We start from the raw sequence: 18,400 nt of genomic DNA, 5'->3' as shown, positions 1-18,400 counted from the left end.
CGCCAGATTTCAAGGGGTCAATGCCGACTTTGTGGCCATAATTTCGGTTGCGATTTTATGTGCTGCGGCCTCGGGATCAGGTTGCCCGCAAATGGCCGATACCACGGCAAGCCCGTCGGCCCCGGCGGCAAAAACCGGATCGACATGATCCTGTTTAAGTCCACCAATGGCAACGGATGGCAGTTTGGCAATCTTGATCAGCTGCGCCAAACCGTCAAAGCCGATGGCGGGTTTGTGATCGGGTTTGGTCGCGGTGGCAAAGACAGGGCCGACGCCGACATAATCGACAATCGCCGGGTCAACTTTGCGGGCGACGGCTTCATTTTCAATTGAAAGGCCGATGATCTTGTCGCGGCCAAGACGTTCGCGGGCGGTTCGTGACGGCATGTCATCCTGACCAACATGAAGCCCATCGGCGCCAATCGCGATGGCCGCATCGATATCGTCATTCACAATCAACGGCACACCGCTGCCCGCCATGGCATCCATCAATTCCCGTCCGATCCGGATCAGGCCCTCGGTGCCGACTTTCTTGTCGCGCAGCTGAACAATCGTTGCCCCACCGGCGATTGCGGCCATGGTGGTTTCAACCATCGAATGGGTCCGGCACAGATCAGGGTCGAGAACCAGATACAGCGAAAGGTCAAAGGTCTTCATTGGGCAGTGATCCGGGCGTTGGCTTTAAAGGTTGGAGCATCAAGGGTGTAGAGCCCGTCGACAAAGGCGATCATGAACGATGCCGGGCCGTTTGCCGATTGGGCGGCGATTTCGCCTGCAACGGCAAAATTGGCAAGGGCGGCAACGGTGGCTTCAAACGCCTGATCCGGCGCAATGGCGACATAGGCGCCGGTAAGGGCGGTTAGCGCACAGCCCATGGCGGTGATTTTTGGCATCAGGTCCGATCCACCGGCAATGCGCACCGACCGCGTGCCATCGGTAACGAAATCAACCTCGCCGGTGACGGCCACAATCGCCTTTTGCGCGGTGGCAAGGGTGCGTGCGGCGTCTTCGGCCTGTTCGACCGGATCGCCACTATCGACACCCTGACCGGCACTTTGTCCGCCGCCAAGGGCGATGATTTCCGATGCATTGCCGCGAATGATGGTGGGGTTGAGTTTCAGGAGTTCGGTTGTGGTGCCCTGACGATATCCGGTTGCAAAATGCGCGACCGGATCAAGCACCCATGGTTTGCCTGCATCATTGGCCGATTTTGCCGCGGCAATCATGCCTTCAACCCAGTTGGGCGACAGGGTGCCGATATTGACGGTCAATGCACTGGCGATGGCGGCAAATTCACCGGATTCTTCGGGCGTATGGACCATGGCGGGGGAGGCACCCGCCGCCAGCAAGACATTGGCGGCGTAGTTCATCGCAACATAATTGGTGATGCACTGGACCAATGGATTGGTCGCACGCATGCGTTCATAAAGATCGGTTGTGGTTTGGGTAAGGTCGGTCGTCATATCGAGGCTCCAATGCGTCTTGTGTCGCAGCGTTGGAGACCCAGTTCGAAGTCGGAATGATGGAGAACGTTGTTTAAAATGTTGGCAACGTTCGCACCGTCCCTACGCCAGTATGAACTGGATCAGGTTCAACGGGTCACTGCGCATGTGCTTTGATTGCACGGGGCAGTTTCTCAGCCTCCTGTCGAGGCTCCCCTTGGTGAACCTGCAACATGGGTTTTTCCGTGCTTTGTGTCAATTCGCCCTATGTATGGTGCGTTATATCCGAATGCCGTAAAAAAGGCGGCGGGATGGTGTATGCCATATCCCGCCGCCTTTTATATTCCGATTAGAACGCGGGGTGCGCGTATGCGCAGTGCCTATTTACGGCGTTCCATCGCGGCCTTCAGGGCTGCGGCCATCGCACCACCAGCGTCGCCGCCAGATGACCCAGAAGATGATCCACCAGCAGAATTCCGCGCAGAATTTCCGCGTGCATTATGTCCGCCACCAGCACCACCAGCGCCACCAGTATTGCCGCGATTGTGGTTGGGGCGGGTGCCTGAATGTGCCTGCCCGCCACGTGGGGCGGCGGCTTGGCTGTCATTTCGGCGTTCGCGTGTGCCTTCGTAATCCGGCGCCGATTTCATCGACAGCCCGATGCGTTTACGCGGCGCGTCGACTTCCATCACAGTGACCGAAACGATCTGACCGGCCTTGACCACCTGACGGGGGTCTTCGACAAATTTGTCGGCCAGTTGGGAAATATGGACCAAGCCATCCTGATGCACGCCAATATCGACAAATGCGCCGAAATTGGTGACGTTGGTGACGGTTCCTTCAAGCTTCATACCTGCTTTCAGGTCCTTGATTTCATTGACACCATCGGTGAATTTGGCGGTCTTGAATTCCGGGCGCGGGTCACGGCCGGGTTTGTCCAGCTCGGCAATGATGTCGCGGATGGTTGGCACACCGAATGTCTCGTCGGCGTAATCTTCGGCGCGCAGCGTTTTGATAAAGGCCGAATCGCCAATCAGATCGGCAAGCGATTTTGAAGCCTGTGCGCCGATCTTTTTGACCAGCGGATAGGCTTCCGGGTGAACGGCAGATGCATCGAGCGGGTTGGTGGCCCCGCGAATGCGCAAGAAGCCCGCACATTGTTCAAACGCCTTGGGACCAAGACGTTCGACCTTTTTAAGGTCTGTACGCGACTGGAATGCGCCGTTTGAATCGCGATATCCGACGATATTGCGCGCCAGTGTTTCGCTAAGCCCCGCCACACGGGTCAAAAGCGGGATTGATGCGGTATTGAGGTCAACACCCACCCCGTTCACGCAATCCTCAACCACGGCATCGAGCGATTTTGCCAGTTTGGTTTCCGATACGTCGTGCTGATACTGCCCAACCCCGATGGATTTTGGTTCGATCTTGACCAGTTCGGCCAATGGGTCCTGCAAACGGCGCGCGATTGATGCGGCCCCGCGCAAGGATACATCGAGATCGGGGAATTCTTCGGCGGCAAATTGCGATGCGGAATAGATCGATGCACCCGACTCATTCACAATGACCTTGGTCGCGGTCAGGGCCGGGAAGCGTTTAAGCATCTGCCCGGCAAGGTCATCGGTTTCACGCGAAAACGTGCCATTGCCAATCGCGATCAACTCGATCTTATGACGGGCGGCAAGGGCGGCCATGGTGTTAATCGCACCGTCGACATCATTGCGCGGCTGGAACGGGTAAACCGTCGCGGTATCGACCAGTTTGCCCGTGGCATCCACCACGGCAACCTTGACCCCGGTGCGCACACCCGGATCCAGACCCATGGTGGCCTTTTGCCCGGCAGGAGCGGCCAAAAGAAGGTCTTTGAGGTTATTGGCAAAGACCTTGATTGCGTCTTCTTCAGCACTGTCACGCAGCGACCCAAACAGATCAAGCTCGATCGACAGTGACAATTTGACCCGCCAGGTCCAGCGCACGGTATCGACAAGCCATTTATCCGCGGCACGGCCCTTGTCGGCAATCCCGACGTGGGCCGCGATCATGATTTCGGCCCGGCCTGCCTGACTGCGCGGGCGGGCTTCGTCCTCGGCACCCAAGGTCAGTTTAAGTTGCAGGATGTCTTCGTTGCGCCCCCTGAACAGGGCAAGTGCGCGGTGCGACGGGCAGGTTTTGACTTTTTCCGAATGTTCGAAATAGTCGGAGAATTTTGCCCCCTCGGCCTGCTTGCCCTCAATCACGCTGGCGGTGATTTCACCGTCATTCCACAAAAGGTTACGCAGCTTGGCGACAAGGTCGGCATCCTCGGCAAAGCGTTCCATCAGGATTTGGCGCGCGCCATCAAGGGCGGCCTTGGTGTCCTCGACGCCTTTTTCCGCGTCAACGTATTTTGCCGCCTCGGTTTCCGGATCAAGGGTCGGGTTGCTAAACAAACCATCGGCCAGCGGCTCCAGCCCGGCTTCGCGGGCGATCTGGGCCTTGGTGCGGCGCTTTTTCTTATAGGGCAGGTACAAATCTTCAAGACGGGTCTTGGTGTCGGCCTCGTTAATGGCGGCTTCAAGCTCGGGGGTGAGTTTGTCCTGTTCGCGGATGCTTTCAAGCACGGAGGACCGGCGGCTTTCAAGTTCGGTCAGATACCTCAGGCGTTCTTCCAGCGTACGCAATTGGGTGTCATCAAGCCCGCCGGTTTTTTCTTTGCGGTAGCGGGCGATAAACGGAACGGTCGAACCTTCATTGAGCATCTCGATGGTGGCAATGACCTGTTCGGGGCGAACCGAAAGTTCTTCGGCGATACGCTGAGGAATTGGACGCATGGTTTCTCCTTGTTTTGCTCGTATGCCTGAAATAGCGGCTTTGAGGGCACACGGAAAGAGTCAGTTTTCGCCAAATTTTTCCATCAGACCAGAATACGATTCCACGTTTGATTCCAAAGGATTGAAATCCCATGCATTTTGCGCGGTTCGGCTGCACCATACGCAGGCTTGCCCAACGGTGGTCAGGACGCTATTTCTTGGGCAAATGTGAATTACAGGGTGCAGGCCCTAAAATAGGAGAAGCCGAATGACCGGAAAGTTTCGCGAGACCGTCATTCATCAGGTAGAGCCAAAAGAAAAGGCCGAACCGAAAACAAGTGAAGAAAAGAACGAAGAGATCGCGGGTGCTGATATGGCCCCGGCCTTGTCTCAGGACGCGATCAACGCCCTTGCCGAAGCCAAGGCCGCAAAGGAAGCCGCAGCAAAACAGCGCGAAATCGGCGGCCCGAAAGGCCCGGAACCCACCCGCTTTGGCGATTGGGAAAGCAAGGGGCGGTGTATCGATTTCTGATCGGATATGGGCCTTTGTGCTTTCGGGGCCTATAGGATGCTGTGGAGTTGCGTGATGCTGTTGCATGGTGCGCGGGGAAGCTCGACGCGTTCTGCAAATTCGTTCCAGCGCGCGACAGTTTCTGACACCTGATCAATGATCGTGGTTGCCCGGCCTGCCGGAATTGGCGATTGTTCGGCAAGTTTCATAAGGTGATCACGGGTAATGTCCTTGCCAGCCCCCGCGATTGTCAGGCTGTGTTCGCCACCGGGTCCATCGGACGGGGTAAGGTCATAGGCCGGTGAGACGCGCCATCGCCACGTTTTTGCATCATCCATGTCAAGCATTGCACGATGTTGAAGCCCGTGATCGTCGCGATTATGCGCCATTACATTAAAGGCCGCACGGCGAAACATTTCTTCGACGGCGATCTGGTCTTTGGTGAGCTTCCATGCCCATGTCAGAAGGAGTTCATAGCCAAAGGCGAATTTGCTGTGTTCGCTTTGGAGTGCGCCGGATGCCGAAAGCATATGCCATCGGCGCAAGACGGTCTTTTGGGGTGTTTTGATCACGTCACGGTCAAACCGGCGAATGGCAAAAAAACATCGCCCGTCCTTGGCTCTGACCAAACGTGTTTCTGGCATATTGATCCCGGCTGATGCCGCCATCAGGGCATAGGCATGTTCGATTTGGGCGGCATATGGGCCGTCCTCTTTGGTTGCAAATTTTACAAGCCAGTGCCCGAATTCCGGGTCGGGTTTGGCATTGGCAGGGCGCAATGTGGCGTTATCCCCGCCCTGTTCGGCAATCTGACAGACGATTTTCGGACGGGCACCGCCAGAACCGCCAAGGGCCGCACGGAGTTTCACGGCATCGGCGATGGTTGGTTCGCGGGCCTCGCCCAGAATGCGTTGTACCGCATCGGCAAGAAGGGCCAGGTCCATATCGGCCTTGTCCTGTTGCCGGTCGGCTTCCGGTCGATATGCAAGAGCGCCCATGCCCGACACGCCAACAATCGCAAGTCGGTCAACGGGGGTAAGGTCGCTGCGGCGCAGGCCGCGTGATTCGGCCTCGCGATCGACAAGCAAACGACCCCATCCGTCGGGCAAGCTGTCAGCAAATACACCGTGCAGACCACCAAACTCGGTGTGATCCCCTGCACTGACACCGGATTTTATATCAATGCTGAACGGGGAAAGGGGGACGGCGGTGCGCACGGCCTCTGCTGAGGGTTCAAAGATCGCGCGGCGCTGTTCCCTCGACCAGGCGAGCCTGCCAATCGGCAAAGACGTGGCGCCATTCTTGCCGGTCGCGACATCTTCCATCGTGATGGTCAAGGGCGCGCCAAGTTTCCACGGTTCAAGATCGGTCATGTTTTGCGCCTTGCACGTTGGCGGGGCTTGGTATTTTCGCTTTCCAGCATTTCGTCAATGCTGCTGGGAAGATCATCAGCAGGCGCAAAAATTTCCCCCAGAACCGCATCGCGAGAGAGCGCGTGCGCCAGACGCATAACGGTCAGGAACGGTGCCAGACCGGTATCTTCGAATTTGCGCAAGGTCGGAACAGGGACACCCGCACGTGAGGCCAGGTCCTTGCGTGTCAGGTTCTGTGAAAGGCGCAATTGCTTGGCCGCGAGCCCGACATTGCGTGCGCTTTGTTCTGGTGAAAATGACTCAAGTAATATTACCATATCAATTAACCCGTTATTTCATGTTTAAATGATACTCTTATATCAATTATTTAGCAAACGATGATTGCGCTCAGAGGAGATTAGGGTTCAGATTATCTCGTAAAACGTTCGCAGGGTGCGTGCATCCTGTTTGGTGATGGTCAGGCGGTTTTGATCGCAAAGTGTGGTGATCTCGCGCAGGACAAGCGCATGGGCAAGACCGAGAAGGCGGGCGAATGTGCGGCTGTCGCGGGCAATATTTTGCTCTGCTGCGATGATGATGCCCGCCTGTATCGGGGTGAGTTCCGGTTGCGCGGTGATAAGGCGCGCAACCAGATCCATGAATTGTTCGCTATCGGACGGGGTTTCGGGGGCAGTTTCGGGCGCGGTGTCGGACACAGTCCCGGTCACGCCGCCGCATCCTTTTGAAACGACACCATGATCGATTTTGATGTTGGCGTGTCGCTTTGATCGCCGGCACTGCCCAGCGGTACCAGCACATTCAGTTCCGGGTAATAGCCCGCAACGCTGCCGCGTGGGATATCGTATGAAACGAACCGGAAATCAGGCGCAACGCGTTTAACGCCATCATTATATTCGCCAATGACATTCACCCGGTCGCCAGATTGTGCGCCAAGTGATGCAAGATCATCGGGATGGATAAAGATGACGTTGCGTCCGCCGTACACACCGCGATAGCGGTCATCAAGACCATAAACGGTGGTGTTGTACTGATCGTGCGAACGGAATGTCTGAAGCGCGAAACGGGTTTGTGCTGTGCGGGCCTGCTGGTGCACCGTGCTGGCGGGAAGGGTACCGGCAAAGAAATTGGCCTTGCCGGTCGGTGTGTTCCATTCCCGGTGTGCGGCACTGTTGCGCAGGAGGAACCCGCGTGGCGTGCGCAGGCGGGTGTTGTAATCGTCAAAGCCCGGAATGGTGGCTTCGATATGGCTGCGGATGCGTTCGTAATCATCGGCAAGGGCAGGCCATGACACGGTCTGGGTGCCAAGGGTTGCCTCGGCAATCCCGGCAATAATGCCAACTTCGGATAATAGATGCGGCGATGCCGGGCGGTTGATGCCCGCCGACCCGTGGACCATACTCATCGAGTCTTCGACGCTGACGACCTGTGACTGACCGGCTGAATTCAGATCAATTTCGGTCCGCCCAAGGCACGGCAGGATAAAGCTGACCTCGCCTGGCATCAGATGTGAATGATTGGGCTTGGTCGCGATGTTGACCGTCAGTTTCAGGTTTTTAAGTGCCTTGGCGACAAGTGCGCTGTCGGGCGTTGCGCGGGCGAAATTGCCGCCAAGCCCGATGAAGGCCTTGGCACTGCCATCCAGCATCGCGCCAATCGCACCCAGCACATTGTGGCCGTGTTTGCGCGGTGCGGTGAAGCCGAATTCCTTTTCCAGTGCATCAAGGAAGGCATCGGCGGGTTTTTCGTTGATGCCAACGGTGCGGTCGCCCTGCACATTGGAATGTCCGCGCACCGGGCAGAGGCCGGCACCGGGTTTGCCGATATTGCCGCGCAGGAACATGAAATTGGAAATTTCGCGGATGGTGGCCACGGAATGTAGGTGCTGGGTGACACCCATGGCCCAAGTGCAAATCACCTTTTCTGCCGACATATACACATTTGCCGCCTGTTCGATGTCGTGCCGGGACAGGCCCGACTGGTCTTCGATCTCGTCCCAGCTTGTGGCGTCGACAGTGGCGCGATACTCGGCAAAGCCTTCGCAATGTTCATCAAGGAAATCATGATCAAGCACGGGCGGAAGGCCAGCTGCGATGGCGGCATCTTCGGCGGCAAACACGGCCTTACTCATGCCGCGCACGGCGGCCATGTCACCGCCTAGAAGGGGCTGGTAATAATGGCTGGCGATGTCGGTTGATCCGCCTGACAGCATTTCAAGTTTGGCTTGCGGGTCGGAAAACCGTTCCAGTCCGCGTTCACGGACCGGGTTAAAGACAACGATTTCAGCCCCACGAATGGCGGCCCGGCGCAAATCACCCAGCATGCGCGGATGGTTGGTACCGGGGTTTTGTCCCAGCACGAAAATGGCATCTGCCTTTTCGAAATCTTCGAGCAGGACCGTGCCTTTGCCAGCGCCAATTGCCTGACGCAGGCCAATGCCGCTTGCTTCGTGGCACATGTTGGAGCAATCGGGGAAATTGTTGGTGCCATAAAGGCGTACGAACAATTGATAGAGATAAGCAGCTTCGTTGCTGGCCCGGCCGGATGTGTAAAACTCGGCCTGATCGGGGGAATTCAGGTTTTTAAGAATGCCCCCAATTTCGGCAAAGGCATCTTCCCACGCGACCGGAAGGTATGTGTCGCTTTGCGCGTCATAGCGCATCGGGTGGGTCAGGCGGCCGTTCAGTTCCAGCTCATAATCGGAAAGCTTGCGTAGCTCAGAAACCGTATGGTTGGCAAAGAATGCCGGTGTGGCGCGCTTTTGCGTTGCTTCCCACGACACGGCTTTGACACCGTTTTCGCAAAACTCAAACGATGATCCATGCTCGGGATCGCCCCACGCGCAACCGGGGCAATCAAAACCGTTGGGCTGATTTGCCTTAAGCATCGTGCGTGCACCGCTAAGGGCGCTGCCGCTTTGCAAAAGCTGCTTGCCGCAACTTTTCAGCGCACCCCATCCACCCGCAGCCGATGATTTCTTGCCAATAAAGATTTCATTCATGGGGGCATCTATTTGCGATAACGCAAATTAGGTCAAGTATGCAGACCTAATGGGGTGATAGAAAAAATTTATCAAACCCTTATGCGGTGATTTCAAATGCGCATAAAACGCAATCAGGGCCGAAACCAACGATGAGGTTCCGGCCCTGATAAAAAACATGCGAGGGTGTATGTGGCTTAGGCGCCGCGAATTGCCTTGATGTTGTTGGCGTATTCGCCCGGACCGCCTTTGAAGGTGGCCGAGCCTGCGACCAGAACATTCGCGCCAGCTTCGATCACCTGCGGTGCGATTTCCGGGTTTACGCCACCATCGACTTGAAGGTCGATGTCGCGCCCGGTGGCATCAATCATCTTGCGGATGCGTTTGATTTTTTCAAGCTGGCTTGGAATGAATTTCTGACCACCAAAGCCCGGATTGACGGTCATGACCAGCACCAGATCAACCATGTCCATGACGTATTCAATCACAGATTCCGGGGTTGACGGATTGAGCGACACACCGGCTTTTTTGCCCAGCGACTTGATCAGTTGCAGGCTGCGATGCAGGTGCGGGCCTGCTTCGGCATGGATGGTGATGATGTCGGAACCGGCATTGGCGAAGGCTTCGATATAGGGATCGACCGGGGCGATCATCAGATGCACGTCAAACACCTTGTCGCTGTGCGGGCGCAGCGCCTTGACCACGTCCGGGCCAATCGTGATGTTGGGCACAAAATGGCCGTCCATCACATCAATGTGGATGTAATCCGCACCGGCGGCGTCAACCGCACGGACATCAACACCCAACTGGGCGAAGTCGGCCGAAAGGATCGAAGGGGCAATTTTAATGTTCGACGTGGTCATGCGTCACGGGTCCTGAAACACTGTGGGATATGGGAATTTGGCGCTTGTCTTAACGCAAAAAACCCGCCCTGTCATCCGAATGGACGGTTATGGCAGCCTTGTTTGTGGTTGGGTGGCCCATTTGGCTGCGAAATCAGCCCTTTTTGACAAGTCGCGCACAGAAAAAGCCATCCATGCCGCCGTATTCCTGCATATGGACCGGCAGAACGCGCAATTCGCCATCCGCATTGATGGCCTCATCCCAGCCACCGAGTTCTTCGGCGGTGATGGGTTTGCGTTCATACTTGGGATGGTCGGCCAGGAACGATTTGATCTGATGCTCGCCTTCTTCGGGTTGCAGCGAACAGGTGCAATAGATCAACTCACCGCCGACATTCAAAAGCTTGTCAGCCTGATTAAGCAGTTTGGTCTGGATCGGCAAAAGCGATCGCATCAGTTTATCGTTTTGACGTAACAAAATATCGGGGTGGCGACGAATGGTGCCGGTTGCCGAGCAGGGGGCATCGAGCAACACCGCATCGGCGGGCGGGGTGTCAGGAGCCAGATCGGTGGCATCCCCGGTGACCACGGCCGCCCCCAGTTCCACACGTTCAAGGTTTTCGTAAACGCGTTTGAGGCGGCCTTCGGATTTATCAACCGCAATCGGGCTGCTGCCAAGGGCCGCCAATTGCATTGTTTTGCCACCCGGTGCGGCACAAAGGTCGTAGATCGTTTTGTCTTTATAGGCAGAAAACAGGGTGGCCGGGATGGCGGCTGCCGCATCCTGTACCCACCATTTGCCGTCCTTATAGCCCGGAAGGTCGCGAATGCGTCGGCCACTTTCAAGCCGGACAGATCCGGTCGGCAGGACAAGGCCATCGACCTGTTCGGCCCAATCTTCCGATTCTGAACGGTCCTTGATCGACAGATCGAGCATGGCGTGGCCAAGGCTGGCCTCGGCGATGCCTTGCGCGATTTCGGCACCATAGGCCTTTTTCCATGATCCGCGCAGCCATGCCGGGATGTTAAGCTGCCAGTCTTCGACGCCTTCGGGCCATTCAAAGCCATCGCGCTGCAAACTGCGCAGGACCGCATTCACAAGCTTCACATATTTATGCAATCCGGCATCGCGGGTCAGGTTGACTGTGCTGTCGACCGCACCGTAATCGGATGTGTCCATAAAGAACAACTGTGCAACGCCAAGGCGCATGATGTTGGTCAGGCGGGCGGCAACCCGGTCCTGTGGCGGTTGATAGCGCGGCGCCAGAACCGCATCAATTTCGCCCATATGGCGCAATGTGGTGCCCAGCAAATGGCGCAGGTAATTGCGATCCAGTGACGGCAGACCATAGCCATGCTTTGACAGAAGTTCGTCCAGTGTCACTTCGCCGCCACGCAGTTCCTGCAGCGTTTTTAGCGCCAGCATGCGTGGATCGGGTGCCTCGACCGCAGGATGGCGGGATGCATTGCGATGGGCGGGACGGGAACGGCGTTCAGTCAAAGGGGTATCTCCGGTTTTATGTTATGACTGTAGTTAAGGCGGCGATAGCCAAGTGTAAAGCACCAAGCATCTGTTGGGTCGGCATGGCTGACCTGCCAATCACCACGATGCCGGGTTGAAAAGCCTTGCGATGGGGACAGGTCCCGGCTACTCCAGACGCAACAATCTGCTGATGGCGTGCCGGTCGTAACCCACGGGCAAACCATGGGCCAATCAGGACCGAAACAAGGGATCACCCAAACGATGACGTTTGCCGGACTTGCGACCTTTTCCAGTATTTTTCTGATCGGTGCCATGTTGTTGACGTGGGCGGTGCTGGTGTATTTGCGGCGCAAGGCGATTTTGGACATGCCCAACCACCGGTCCAGTCATGCCGTGCCGACCCCGCGTGGCGGTGGGTTGGCGGTGACCCCGCTTTTGATTGTTCTGGTGGCGGCGGTGTTTATCCATACCGGGGTGCGCGATATTGGTCCCTGGTTGATGCTTGCCGCCGGGGCCGGACTTGGCGTCTTAAGCTGGCTCGATGACCGGCGTGATTTATCCGCAGCGATACGGTTTGCCTGTCAGTTTCTGGCGGTGATCACTGGTGTTTTTGCCATGGATAAGCCGGTTCTGGGCGGGATCGTTCCGGACTGGCTTGATCATGTTTTGGTCGTGCTGGCGTGGGTCTGGTTCATCAATCTGTTTAATTTCATGGACGGGATTGATGGCATTACCGGGGTTGAGGCCGGGTCGATCGGACTTGGTGTGTTTATCCTCGCCCTGTTGATCCCGTTGCCGCAGTTCATCGGGCTTGGCTATATCGGGCTTGGTGTCACATCGATCATGGCGGGGTTCCTGATCTGGAACTGGCATCCGGCCCGGTTGTTTCTGGGCGATGTTGGGTCAATCCCGCTTGGCTTTATTCTGGGTTGGGTTCTGTTGCAACTGGCCGCCGAAGGGGCGTGGGCGGTCGCGCTTATCTTGCCGTCATATTACCTGTTTGATGCGACCATAACCTTAATCAAGCGTGGCCTTCGCCGCGAAAAGGTCTGGCAGGCGCATCGTGAGCATTTTTATCAACAGGCGACCCAGCGCGGGCTTAAACATTCGACCGTCTCGGCGATGATCGGGATTACCAATCTGGTGTTGATTGCGGTGTGTTTTACCGAGTTTGATACGCCGGGCTGGATGCGGGTTGTGGCAGCCGCCATGGTGGTGTTTGGGCTGGTGGGCATGATGTTGCGCATGCCGGTCAAAGGACGTGCGGAACCGTAAGTAAAAACAGGCCTGTGCGGAGTGCTTGACTTGTTTTCAGGTGGGCGCGAAAAGAAAGGCTTATCCGTCTTCGGGTGAAGCGGGTATCCTTTAAAAACAGATAAAAACAGAAAATTGCCGGTAAGGGACCGCATGTCGCGCATTTTACAGCGAAGCCATATTGCCTTTGGTCATGACATTGTCATGGCCGCACTTTCTTTCCCGCTGGCATTGTATTTGCGGGTTGGCGAGGGCGTGCAGTTTTATGCCTTTGACAATATCCTGTTTTCAGCTGGTGTGTTTACCCTGATTGCGGCGTCATCCTTCTGGTTTTTTGGACTTTATCGCGGTATCTGGCGCTATGCGTCGCTTAATGATCTGACACGGATTGCCAAGGCGGTCAGCGTTGCCGTGGCGGTCTTGTTTATCGTCTTGTTCCTGACGACGCGTCTGGACTGGATCCCGCGGTCTGCGCCGCTTATTCAGTGGTTTTTGTTGATGGCGTTGCTGGGTGGGTCGCGGTTGGCCTATCGCATCGCCAAGGATAAATCGACTGCGCGTGCGCTGGTGCGTCAAGGTACGCGGCGTCTTTCGGTTCTGTTGATCGGGGCCGGGGACGAAGCAGAAGCCTTCATCCGTGAAACACAACGATCTGCCGACACCCCGTTCAAGGTGATTGGGATTGTCGCGCTGACGGAAAGCCGTGTCGGGCGCAACATGCACAATATTGATGTGCTGGCGACGGTTGATCAGCTTGAAGAAACCATTCAGAAACTTGAAAAATCACGCCACGGTGTGCCGCGCCGTTTGGTTTTGACCGGTGATGCGCTGCGTCATCCTGACAATGCCAAATGGCTTGAGATTGCCGACCGATATGGCATGACGTTTGCCCGTTTGCCCAAATTGGGTGATTTGCGCGAAGGCCTTGCCGATCCGCTGCAAATCCGCCCGGTGGCGATTGAGGATTTGCTGGGCCGTCCGCAGGCGCGTCTGGATCGTGACCGCGTCCGCGACATGATTGGCGGCAGGCGCGTGCTTGTTACCGGGGCAGGTGGATCGATTGGGTCCGAACTGGTGCGCCAGATTGCGTCCTATGGCCCGGCCAGCCTGACATTGGTCGATGCCGGGGAATATAATCTCTATGCCATTGATATGGAAATGGCGGAAAAATACCCGGACTTGCCACGTGAAAGCGTTCTGGGTGACGTTCGGGATCGCACACGGATTGATACTGTTTTTGATGACGTCAAACCGGAAATTGTTTTCCATGCGGCGGCGTATAAGCATGTGCCGCTGGTCGAACATAATCCCAACGAAGGTATCCTGACCAATACACTGGGGACGCGCAATGTGGCCGAGGCCTGCCGGGCGGCCAATGTTGCGACGATGGTTTTGATTTCAACCGATAAGGCGGTTAATCCGGCCAATGTCATGGGCGCGTCCAAGCGGTTGGCCGAATGTTATTGTCAGGCACTTGAAACCTTGCCCGAAGATCAGCGTAGCATTACGCGGTTTGTCACGGTGCGGTTTGGCAATGTGTTGGGATCGACCGGATCGGTTGTGCCGCTGTTTAAGCGCCAGCTTGAAGCCGGGGGGCCCTTGACCGTCACCCATGAGGGCATCACACGTTACTTCATGACCATTGCCGAGGCGGTTGAGCTTGTTTTGCAATCGGCTGAACTTGGCCGTCGCGGTGTGACAGAAGGCGGTAAAATCTTTGTTCTTGATATGGGGCGCCCGGTCAAAATCGTTGATCTTGCGCGTCAGATGATCTTGCTGTCGGGATTGCAGCCGGGCAAGGATGTCGAGATCAAGGTCACCGGCCTGCGTCCGGGTGAAAAGCTTTATGAAGAACTGTTCCACGATTCGGAACCGCCCGAACCAACCGAGACGGACGGTGTGATGTTGGCCGCCCCACGGGTTGTTGATTATGACCTGATCAAACAGGTGTTTGAAGCGCTTGAAACCAGTGCAACCAGTCGCGATACCCACGCCACTTTGGCGTTGATCAGTCAGTTGGTGCCGGAATTCCAGCCACCCGAAATCGGGGTTAAATCGATCTTTGCTGATAACGCCAAAGCTGTAACAGGTCCGTCTGCCGAGGATGGCAGCACTCTGGATCAGGCCGCGGGAAGATCGGCCTAGTCGTCTTTCCAGTGACACCATTTTCCATTTTTTGGGATGCCTCATAAGAGTTCATTCTCATTGCGAATGAACTCGTGCGGAATCGTCGTTTGTCACGGGTGTTTTACGCCAATATCTTGCGATCAAAATGACAAACAGGAATGACCTTTTTGATAAGGCATTCCGAAATTCCAGTCCGTTCCCGTTCTTTGGAGGCCTCCATGTCGGCAGACGCTTTTGTCCATCCCGATGAAATCCGTTCGATGTTTTCCAGCGCCATGTCGGACATGTACCGTGCCGAAGTGCCGCAATATGGAACACTTCTGGAACTGGTGGCCGATGTTAATCAGGACAGCCTTGCGGTAAACGCAGCGTTGCGTGAAGGGCTGGAAAGCAATGATGAGCTGGATCGACTGGATGTCGAACGCCACGGCGCGATCCGTCTGGGCAAGCCCGAAGAACTGTTCACCATGCGGCGCCTGTTTGCGGTGATGGGTATGCATCCGGTGGGCTATTATGATCTGTCAGTGGCGGGTGTGCCGGTTCATTCGACGGCGTTTCGTCCGATTGATGACGCGGCACTGCGGCGCAATCCGTTTCGGGTTTTTACATCCCTTTTGCGGCTTGAACTGATCGAAGATGAAAAACTGCGCCATGACGCCCAGCAGATTTTGGCGGCGCGCGATATTTTCACCGCCGATGCGATCAAGCTGATTTATCTGGCGGAAAAGAATGGCGGGTTGACGCAGGTGCAGGCCGAACAGTTTGTGACCCAGGCGCTTGAAACATTCCGCTGGCACAGTGACGCGACAGTATCACTGGAATCGTATCAGAAAATGCATGATGCCCATCGTTTGATTGCCGATGTGGTGTGTTTCAAAGGTCCGCATATCAATCATCTGACACCGCGCACATTGGATATTGATGCGGTTCAGAAAGCCATGCCCGAAAGGGGCATTTCACCCAAGGCGGTTGTCGAAGGCCCGCCGACCCGCAACTGCCCGATCCTTCTGCGCCAAACCAGTTTCAAGGCGCTGGAAGAACAGGTCTATTTCGTGGGCGACACCCCAAAAGGCACACCGGGAACCCACACCGCCCGCTTTGGCGAGATTGAACAGCGCGGCGTTGCCCTGACGGCCAAGGGGCGGGCGCTCTATGACACGCTTTTGGCATCCGTCCGGCAGGCTGTTCAGATCAATGCCGGTGGATCAAATGCGCGCGATTACGAAACCGAGCTTTGCGAACGGTTCGTTGCCTTCCCCGATGATTATGAAACGCTTCGGGTTGAAGGGTTGGCTTTCTTTAAATACAGCCCGACCAAGGCCGGTTTGGATGCCGCGCGCAAAGGCAAATTGCCGGGAACGGCGCATGAGTTGGTTGATCAAGGATATCTGCGTGCAGATCCGATCATTTATGAGGATTTCCTGCCTGTGAGTGCGGCGGGTATTTTTCAATCGAATCTTGGTGGAGATGCGCAGAAAAATTATCAGACCCACTCCAATCAGGATGAGTTTGAACAGGCATTGGGCGCGCCGGTCCGGGACGAATTGATGCTGTATGGTGCGACGGAGCAACGATCACTTGATCTGGCATTCGATGCATTGGGATTGAAGAAAAACGTCGCCTGATATGATGTTTGCCGATGATTGGACGGGGTGGCTTTTGGGCTGCCCCATTTTTTTATGGGCCAGGCAGGTGTCGCGGTCGGTTTGATAAAACCGGCCATGCAAGAATTCGGGGTCCACTTTTTGCGCTGCACATGCTAAAGGTCCGCGCGAAACATGGTTCGGACTCATTGATCATGTGTCGGCCCGGGTTTCTGCCAAAAGGCCGGTTCGCCCGCAATTGATACCATCGGTATGCACGAGCAGCCATACAGCACGGTATCGCATTGGGCCGATATATCATCAATGGGTCCGCGACCTTCATCACATATTGATGCATGAAAGCGAACCCAATGACTGCTCGTATTGCGCGCGCGCTTATTTCCGTTTCCGACAAGACCGGTCTGGTCGAATTTGCCAAATCCCTTCATGAACAGGGTGTTGAAATCCTGTCGACCGGTGGTTCTGCCAAGGCGATTGAAGCGGCCGGTATCCCGGTTAAGGAAGTTGCCGATCACACCGGTTTTCCTGAAATCATGGATGGTCGTGTTAAAACGCTTCATCCGAAAATTCATGGGGGCCTTTTGGGCCGTCGTCCGCTTGCCAGCCATATGCAGGCAATGAAAGACAACGACATTGCGCCGATTGATCTGGTGTGTGTGAACCTTTATCCGTTCGAAGAAACCGTTGCCAAGGGTGCCGATTTCGATACCTGCATCGAGAACATCGATATCGGTGGGCCCAGCATGATCCGTTCGGCGGCCAAGAACCATGAGTCGGTGACGGTTGTTGTTGATCCGTCCGATTATGACCGCGTCGTTGCGGAAATGAACGACAATGCCGGTGCCACGACGGCGGAAACCCGCCGCGTTCTGGCCGCCAAGGCATTTGCCCGCACGGGCGCCTATGACTCGGCGATTTCAAGCTGGTTTGCCGGTGAACTGGGTGAAACCTTCCCGCAGCGTTTGAATGTTTCTGCCGAACTGAAGCAAACCCTTCGTTACGGCGAAAACCCGCATCAACAGGCCGCATTTTACACCAATGGTAAAAACCGTCCGGGTGTTTCGACCGCGACCCAGCTTCAGGGCAAGGAACTGTCGTTTAATAACCTCAACGACACCGATGCCGCGTTTGAACTGGTGTCCGAATTTGATGAAAAACCGGCTGTTGCCATCATCAAGCACGCCAATCCGTGTGGTGTGGCAGAGGGCGAAAGCCTGATTGATGCCTATCACAAGGCGCTGTCATGTGATCCGGTGTCGGCTTTTGGTGGTATCATTGCGGTCAACCGGACCCTTGATAAAGCGACCGCCGAAGAAATCGCCAAACTGTTTGCCGAAGTGGTGATTTGCCCGGATGCGGATGATGCCGCCCGTGAAGTTCTGTCGTCCAAGAAGAACTTGCGTGTTCTTATTACCGGTGGCATGGCCGATCCGGAAGGTGAAGACATGACGCTGCGTTCGCTGGCGGGGGGATATTTGCTTCAGAACCGTGATGCGGGTCGGGTTAAACGTGACGAACTTAAAGTCGTTACCAAGCGCACGCCGTCCGAGGCCGAGCTTAATGACCTTCTGTTTGCCTTCCGCGTTGGCAAACACGTCAAATCAAATGCGATTGTGTATGTTAAAGACGGCAAGACCGTTGGTGTTGGTGCGGGGCAGATGAGCCGCGTTGACAGTTCGCGCATTGCCGCGTGGAAAGCCGAAGAAGCCAGCAAAAATGCAGGCGAAGATGTCGTGCGGACCAAGGGTTCGGTTGTGTCATCTGATGCATTCTTCCCGTTTGCCGATGGTCTTCTGGCAGCGGTCAAAGCCGGTGCCACGGCGGTGATCCAGCCGGGTGGTTCGATGCGTGACGAAGAAGTCATTGCAGCAGCCGACGAGCACGGCATTGCTATGGTGTTTACCGGCATGCGTCACTTCCGCCACTAAGTGCGACGGTGATTTTGGCATTAAAAAACCCCGGGGTTCGTCCCCGGGGTTTTTGTTTTGATAGGTTTGC

At 55.9% G+C, this 18,400-nt stretch carries 14 protein-coding genes and 1 riboswitch; of the genes, 5 read left to right on the top strand and 9 right to left on the bottom strand.

All coding sequences use genetic code 11. The annotated features are described in order from the left end of the window. Positions 1-9: 9 nt before the first annotated feature. From thiE to K355_RS0113930, 3 genes are all read right to left on the bottom strand, one after another. Positions 10-657: a thiamine phosphate synthase gene (gene thiE, locus K355_RS0113940; protein WP_022732767.1), complete on the bottom strand. Its 648-nt coding sequence runs from the start codon at positions 655-657 to the stop codon at positions 10-12. Beyond that, complete coding sequence (thiM, locus tag K355_RS0113935) at positions 654-1,463, bottom strand: hydroxyethylthiazole kinase (RefSeq protein ID WP_022732766.1); 810 nt, start codon at positions 1,461-1,463, stop codon at positions 654-656. Before thiM ends, thiE begins: the two co-directional genes overlap by 4 nt. 82 nt (positions 1,464-1,545) lie before the next feature. After that, positions 1,546-1,670: riboswitch (TPP riboswitch) on the bottom strand. A gap of 152 nt (positions 1,671-1,822) precedes the next feature. Then, positions 1,823-4,252: a Tex family protein gene (locus K355_RS0113930; RefSeq protein ID WP_022732765.1), complete on the bottom strand. Its 2,430-nt coding sequence runs from the start codon at positions 4,250-4,252 to the stop codon at positions 1,823-1,825. A 247-nt stretch (positions 4,253-4,499) separates the two neighbouring features. Here K355_RS0113930 and K355_RS25940 point away from each other — a divergent pair, with 247 nt between their 5' ends. Continuing rightward, positions 4,500-4,763: a DUF1674 domain-containing protein gene (locus tag K355_RS25940; RefSeq protein WP_022732764.1), complete on the top strand. Its 264-nt coding sequence runs from the start codon at positions 4,500-4,502 to the stop codon at positions 4,761-4,763. A gap of 29 nt (positions 4,764-4,792) precedes the next feature. Here K355_RS25940 and K355_RS24030 read toward each other — a convergent pair whose 3' ends face one another. From K355_RS24030 to K355_RS0113895, 6 genes are all read right to left on the bottom strand, one after another. Then, the gene (locus K355_RS24030) at positions 4,793-6,115 is read right to left on the bottom strand and encodes a type II toxin-antitoxin system HipA family toxin (protein ID WP_022732763.1); all 1,323 of its coding nucleotides are present in this window, start codon (positions 6,113-6,115) and stop codon (positions 4,793-4,795) included. Further along, complete coding sequence (locus tag K355_RS0113915; RefSeq protein WP_022732762.1) at positions 6,112-6,432, bottom strand: helix-turn-helix domain-containing protein; 321 nt, start codon at positions 6,430-6,432, stop codon at positions 6,112-6,114. The genes K355_RS24030 and K355_RS0113915 overlap by 4 nt, the downstream gene beginning before the upstream one ends. An 87-nt stretch (positions 6,433-6,519) precedes the next feature. Continuing rightward, on the bottom strand, positions 6,520-6,822 hold the full coding sequence (locus tag K355_RS0113910) for a hypothetical protein (protein ID WP_022732761.1): 303 nt from the start codon (positions 6,820-6,822) through the stop codon (positions 6,520-6,522). Further along, the gene (locus K355_RS0113905; protein ID WP_022732760.1) at positions 6,819-9,113 is read right to left on the bottom strand and encodes an FdhF/YdeP family oxidoreductase; all 2,295 of its coding nucleotides are present in this window, start codon (positions 9,111-9,113) and stop codon (positions 6,819-6,821) included. The genes K355_RS0113910 and K355_RS0113905 overlap by 4 nt, the downstream gene beginning before the upstream one ends. Positions 9,114-9,289: 176 nt before the next feature. Beyond that, on the bottom strand, positions 9,290-9,955 hold the full coding sequence (gene rpe, locus K355_RS0113900) for a ribulose-phosphate 3-epimerase (RefSeq protein WP_022732759.1): 666 nt from the start codon (positions 9,953-9,955) through the stop codon (positions 9,290-9,292). Positions 9,956-10,088: 133 nt separating this feature from the next. Continuing rightward, positions 10,089-11,435 (bottom strand): RsmB/NOP family class I SAM-dependent RNA methyltransferase, encoded by a 1,347-nt coding sequence (locus tag K355_RS0113895; RefSeq protein WP_022732758.1) that lies wholly within the window; start codon positions 11,433-11,435, stop codon positions 10,089-10,091. A gap of 243 nt (positions 11,436-11,678) precedes the next feature. On the opposite strand from K355_RS0113895, the gene K355_RS0113890 reads away from it, so the two are divergent. From K355_RS0113890 to purH, 4 genes are all read left to right on the top strand, one after another. Continuing rightward, a complete protein-coding gene (locus K355_RS0113890) occupies positions 11,679-12,692 on the top strand; it encodes an MraY family glycosyltransferase (RefSeq protein ID WP_028791607.1) in 1,014 nt (337 codons plus the stop codon). 132 nt (positions 12,693-12,824) lie between these two features. Continuing rightward, on the top strand, positions 12,825-14,816 hold the full coding sequence (locus K355_RS24025) for a polysaccharide biosynthesis protein (protein WP_022732756.1): 1,992 nt from the start codon (positions 12,825-12,827) through the stop codon (positions 14,814-14,816). 200 nt (positions 14,817-15,016) lie between these two features. After that, the gene (hglS, locus tag K355_RS0113880) at positions 15,017-16,423 is read left to right on the top strand and encodes a 2-oxoadipate dioxygenase/decarboxylase HglS (protein ID WP_022732755.1); all 1,407 of its coding nucleotides are present in this window, start codon (positions 15,017-15,019) and stop codon (positions 16,421-16,423) included. A 329-nt stretch (positions 16,424-16,752) separates the two neighbouring features. Continuing rightward, positions 16,753-18,330, top strand: coding sequence for a bifunctional phosphoribosylaminoimidazolecarboxamide formyltransferase/IMP cyclohydrolase (gene purH, locus K355_RS0113870; protein ID WP_022732753.1), 1,578 nt, complete (start codon positions 16,753-16,755; stop codon positions 18,328-18,330). Positions 18,331-18,400 lie beyond the last annotated feature (70 nt).

This window comes from Thalassospira lucentensis MCCC 1A00383 = DSM 14000 (genome assembly GCF_000421265.1).
In the GTDB taxonomy this organism is placed as follows: domain Bacteria; phylum Pseudomonadota; class Alphaproteobacteria; order Rhodospirillales; family Thalassospiraceae; genus Thalassospira; species Thalassospira lucentensis.
The sequence above is the reverse complement of the archived record's forward strand: the minus strand, read 5'-3'. Positions and strand labels throughout refer to the sequence as shown.